The organism is Aeromonas sp. QDB56, from assembly GCF_027705505.1.
In the GTDB taxonomy this organism is placed as follows: Bacteria; Pseudomonadota; Gammaproteobacteria; order Enterobacterales; family Aeromonadaceae; genus Aeromonas; species Aeromonas caviae.
Genome location: NZ_JAPDBZ010000200.1, coordinates 1 through 4929, shown reverse-complemented (window position 1 = coordinate 4929; position 4929 = coordinate 1). Strand labels below are relative to the sequence as shown.

5 protein-coding genes and 1 pseudogene are annotated in these 4929 nt (G+C 61.2%); 1 reads left to right on the top strand and 5 read right to left on the bottom strand.

Annotation, left to right across the window (positions count from 1 at the left end):
* Nucleotides 1-108: 108 nt before the first annotated feature.
* Nucleotides 109-1514, top strand: a pseudogene (locus tag OKB81_RS19335) (YfcC family protein).
* 154 nt (nucleotides 1515-1668) lie between these two features.
* Here the strand turns inward: OKB81_RS19335 and OKB81_RS19330 are convergent.
* From OKB81_RS19330 to OKB81_RS19310, 5 genes are all read right to left on the bottom strand, one after another.
* Complete coding sequence (locus OKB81_RS19330) at nucleotides 1669-2160, bottom strand: arginine repressor (RefSeq protein WP_160839456.1); 492 nt, start codon at nucleotides 2158-2160, stop codon at nucleotides 1669-1671.
* Between the two features lie 218 nt (nucleotides 2161-2378).
* Entirely contained in the window at nucleotides 2379-2843 is a 465-nt protein-coding gene (gene pyrI, locus OKB81_RS19325; RefSeq protein WP_010676006.1) for an aspartate carbamoyltransferase regulatory subunit, read from the bottom strand.
* A gap of 16 nt (nucleotides 2844-2859) precedes the next feature.
* Nucleotides 2860-3780 (bottom strand): aspartate carbamoyltransferase, encoded by a 921-nt coding sequence (pyrB, locus tag OKB81_RS19320; protein WP_010676005.1) that lies wholly within the window; start codon nucleotides 3778-3780, stop codon nucleotides 2860-2862.
* A 274-nt stretch (nucleotides 3781-4054) separates the two neighbouring features.
* The gene (locus tag OKB81_RS19315; RefSeq protein WP_160839458.1) at nucleotides 4055-4579 is read right to left on the bottom strand and encodes a hypothetical protein; all 525 of its coding nucleotides are present in this window, start codon (nucleotides 4577-4579) and stop codon (nucleotides 4055-4057) included.
* Between the two features lie 9 nt (nucleotides 4580-4588).
* Nucleotides 4589-4929, bottom strand: a 341-nt coding sequence (locus OKB81_RS19310; RefSeq protein ID WP_270805382.1) for an IS66 family transposase, incomplete at its 5' end; no start/stop codon positions are given.

Sequence of the window (4929 nt, the reverse complement as noted above, 5' to 3'; positions counted from 1 at the left end):
AAAAGAGAGTAATAGATCAGAACGGCCGATCGCCGTCAAGCACTGAAAATAGCAAAATCAGGTGCGGAATGACGGATGGATACCACACCCACAGAAGGAAGCTGGACCATGACCAAATCCAAGTTCCCGTCAGCCTACACGATACTGTTTGTGCTGATCGCCCTGGTGGCCGCCCTGAGCTGGATAGTGCCGGCCGGCAAATACGAGATGACCATGAACGAGGCCCTCGGCAAGGAAGTGCCGGTGGCCGGTACCTACAAACTGGTGGATGCCAATCCCCAGGGGATAGTCGACGTGCTGCTGGCACCCATCGACGGTCTCTACAACCACGACACCTATGAGGCTGGCGCCATCGACGTCTCCCTCTTCATCCTGATCATCGGTGGCTTCCTTGGCATCGTGACCAAGACAGGTGCCATCGATGCCGGTATCGAGCGCGTCACCGATCGCCTGCGTGGCCGTGAAGAGTGGATGATCCCCATTCTGATGGCGCTGTTCGCCGCAGGGGGCACCATCTACGGCATGGCGGAAGAGTCCCTGCCGTTCTACACCCTGCTGGTGCCGGTGATGATGGCCGCCCGCTTCGACCCTGTCGTGGCTGCCGCGACCGTGCTGCTGGGAGCCGGTATCGGTACCCTGGGCTCCACCATCAACCCGTTCGCCACCGTGATCGCCGCCAACGCGGCCGGTATCTCCTTCACCGACGGCATCTGGTTGCGGGTCGCCATGCTGGTGGCCGGCTGGCTGATCTGCGTGGCCTATGTGATGCGTTACGCCAAGATGGTGAGAAGCGATCCCAGCAAGTCCCTGGTGGCCGACAAGTGGGAAGAGAACCGTACCCACTTCCTCGGCAACAAGAGCGACCAGATGCTGGAGTTCACCACCACCCGCAAGATCGTGCTGGGTATCTTCGTCGCCGCCTTTGCCGTGATGATCTACGGGGTGGCCGTGCTGGGCTGGTGGATGGCGCAGATCTCCGGCGTCTTCCTGGCTGCCGCCATCATCGTCGGCGTCATCTCCCGCATGAGCGAGGAGGAGCTGACCTCCAACTTCATCGACGGTGCCCGCGATCTGCTCGGCGTGGCCCTCATCATCGGTATCGCCCGCGGTATCGTGGTGGTGATGGACAACGGCATGATCACCCACACCATTTTGCACAGCGCAGAGGGGATAGTGACCGGCCTCTCCACCATCGTCTTCATCAACGTGATGTTCGTGCTGGAAGTGGTGCTCTCCTTCCTGGTGCCCTCTTCCTCCGGTCTGGCGGTGCTGACCATGCCGATCATGGCGCCGCTCGCCGACTTCGCCAACGTGGGCCGCGAGCTGGTGGTCACCGCCTACCAGTCCGCCTCCGGTCTGGTGAACCTGGTGACCCCGACCTCCGCCGTGGTCATGGGGGGCTGGCCATTGCCAAGGTGCCCTATGTGCGCTGGCTGAAGTGGGTGGCCCCGCTGCTCGGCATGCTGACCGTGCTGATCGTGCTCTGCCTGAGCCTGGGCGCCGTGCTGGCATGAATGCCGACAGACATAGGGACAACAACGGGAGCCTGGGGCTCCCGTTTTTTGTGGCTGGCAAGGCAGGACGCCCGGGCTCTCCCGTGGCCTGGCTCCTTGCCGCGCGGGCAACAAAAAGGCGACCCCGGGGTCGCCTTCTGGCATCCAGCAGGGGTCAGCGGGCGTTTTCCAGAGTGCGCACCACGGCGGCGTGAGCCTGGCGGGTTCGGCTGATGTGGCGCGGGGCGATCAGTACCACGTCGTTGCCGGCCACGGCCCCCAGGATTTCGGGATTGGCGTTGCGATCCAGCAGGCGAGCCACCACGGTAGCGGCCCCCGGGGTGGTATGCACCAGCACCATCTGCTGGTTGTGGACCACGGCGCGCACCATGTCATGGATGGCGCGGGTGCTGCCGGCGGGCTCCAGCTGCTCGTCCACCAGGGTGTAGACCTTCTTGCCGTTGGCGTTCTGGGCCTTGGCGACCCCGAGACGGCGCAGCAGGCGGGAGATGGTGGACTGGCTGATGTCCGCAAAACCGCGGGCGGAGAGCTCGCGGCGGATCTCCTCCTGGGTGCTGTAGCAGTGCTGGCCGATGATCTGGCGGCAGGCGTCGAGCTGGGCCAGATCTGACTCCGGTTCTGCTGGGCGGCTGAGGGTGTTGACCATGGCGACTTCCTTTGGCGATGAGCGATGGCGGTCTCGCCCAGTCTGTCGTTCCGGCTTTTCATAGCGAAAAACACTAATGAGGAGCACTCAAGCAGGGGATGAGCGAGGTATATCCATTACGGGATGGCAAATTATAACCAAAGGGGGAATAAGTGATGTGACAGGGTTCAAAAATGGGCCCGATGGGGCCCACATGGATATCCTTTGTCGGCAGGAAATCAGTAGCGTTCGCTGACGATGTCCTGGGTGAAGGACTTCTCGCAGTATTTGCACTTCATCCGCACCGCCCCTTTCACCTCGCGCACCCGGAAGTAGCTCTCCACCGGTTCGTTGTGGGAGATGCAGTTGGAGTTGGGGCAGTGGAAGACCCCTTCGATGAACTCCGGCAGCGCCAGTTGGTGCTTCTTCACCACCACGAAGTCTTCGATGATGTTGACGGTGGCCTTGGGGGCGAACAGGGCGAGCTGGTTGGCCTGCTGCTCGGTCAGACGGGTGTTCTCGATCTTGATGAGATCCTTCTTGCCGAGGGCGCCGGATTTCAGGTTGAAACCGACGGTGATCCGCTCCTGGGTCTCGATCAGCTGGAACAGCTTGAGGATCTTGATGCCCTGGCCGGCGGGGACGTGGTCGATGACGGAGCCGTGACGGATGGCTTCGACTTGCAGTTGGTTCTTCTCGGACATGATGTTCCCCTTTCCCTTAGACGGTTTCGTTCAGTACCAGTGCCAGCAGTGCCTGGCGGGCATAGACCCCGTTCTCCGCCTGCTGGAAGTAGTAGGCGTGGGGGGTCTTGTCGACGGCGACCTCGATCTCGTCAACCCGGGGCAGGGGATGGAGGATCTTCATGGTGGGCTTGGCCCCTTCCAGGGTCGCCAGCTCCAGCACGAACTTGGCGGCCATGTGCTTGTACTCGGTCTCGTCGAAGCGCTCCTTCTGGACGCGGGTCATGTAGAGGATGTCGAGCTCCGGCATCACCTCTTCCATGGTCTCGTGCACGCTGAAGCGGATGCCCTTCTCTTCCAGCTCCTCGCAGAGGTAGTCCGGCATGGCCAGCGCCTCCGGGGAGATGAAGAAGAAGCGGCAGTTGAACAGGCTCAGGGCCTGGGCCAGGGAGTGGACGGTGCGGCCGTACTTCAGGTCACCGACGAAGGCGACGTTGAGGCCGTCCAGCTTGCCTTGGGTCTCGTGGATGGAGAAGAGGTCGAGCAGGGTCTGGGTGGGATGCTGGTTGGAGCCGTCACCGCCGTTGATGACCGGCACCCGGGAGAACTCGGAGGCCAGACGGGCTGCCCCTTCCTTGGGGTGGCGCATCACCACCGCATCGGTGTAGGAGCTGATGATCTTGATGGAGTCGGCCAGAGTCTCGCCCTTCTTGGCGCTGGTGTTGCCGCCGTCGGCGAAGCCGATGATGTTGCCGCCCAGGCGCTGGACCGCGGTCTCGAAGGAGAGACGGGTGCGGGTGGAGGCTTCGAAGAAGCAACTGGCGACCAGCTTGTCTTTCAGCAGGCGGCTGTCGGGTTCGGCCTTCAACCGCTGTGCGGTGGCGACCACCAGTTCCATGTCGGACCGGGTCAGATCCGAGATGGAGATGACGTGTTTGTTATAGAGTGGATTGGTCATCGTCTGCATTCCCTTTGGCATCAATGAAGGTTTTTCCGGCACAAAAAAAAGCCCCTGAAACAGGGGCTCTTTTCAAAAAAAACGGGGGATCTGTGGGACGGGAACCGGAAACAACGGGGCCGCTCTGGTGCGCTCCACCCGTCTGCAAGGCTGCTTTTTTCATCAAAAACGGCATTGTCCTGTCCCGACCTTTTTCAAAACCGCACCGATTATAGGGCTGGTTTTTGAATTGTCAAAAATTTATTTCATAGGCAGGATTTGCCCAGAAAAACGTTTAAGTGTCGCGAACGGGTCGACATATCCAGAGTGCGTGCTGCGCCTGCAAGGGGGCGCCATCGGCGGCCATGCTGCGCAGGTAGCCGAGCCTGTGGTGCCCCTCCAGCAGGCAGTAGGGATGGGGCAGGGGGTGACCGTCCGGGTAGCAGGTTCCCGGGGCGGTGGCGAGGACGATGACAGGCTCGGACCAGGTGCCCCGGTGCAGCATGTCATCGCCGAGCCAGGAGCGGCGCACGTAGCGGTTGCTGCGCAGCATCTCGCCCCAGCGATCGATCACCTCCATGTGGCGGGAGTCTATCTGCTCGATAATCTGGTCGGTGGGCCAGTGCTCACACTCGAACTGGTGGCTGGCGAGATCGATAAAGCTCCAGTTGGATTCAAAACCGCGCCAATGACGGTAAATCCACTGGGCGAGCACATTGGAGGGAATGGAGGGCACCAGGGGAGAGACTCTGTCCAGATAGTCGGCCAGGGTCTCCGTCTTGCGCTCATCCCGGAAGTTGAGGGGCGCAAGCTGTTGCAGCGTAACCGTTCACCGGGAGGATGTTGACAACAACTCTTCCGGGAGCGGGTAGTCTGTTTTCTCTATGCAGGCACTGACCACGGCCCTCAGCCATTCCTGCGGACAGCGACCTAACCGCTTGGCTGTCTCTATCAAAGACAAGATGCGCTGCCGAAACAGCTCTCCCCGATGTGACCAAACGCCATAGCTCCCCTTGCGCCACAGCACATACCCGCGTAGCGCCCGTTCCGCCTCATTATTGGTCAAGGCTATCTCGTCGTTTTCCAGAAAACGCCACAGCATTTCATCATCCTTGAGCAGTAGCCGACAGCGACCTCGGTAGCGCTTGCTGCACAGCAAACTGCCTCGCC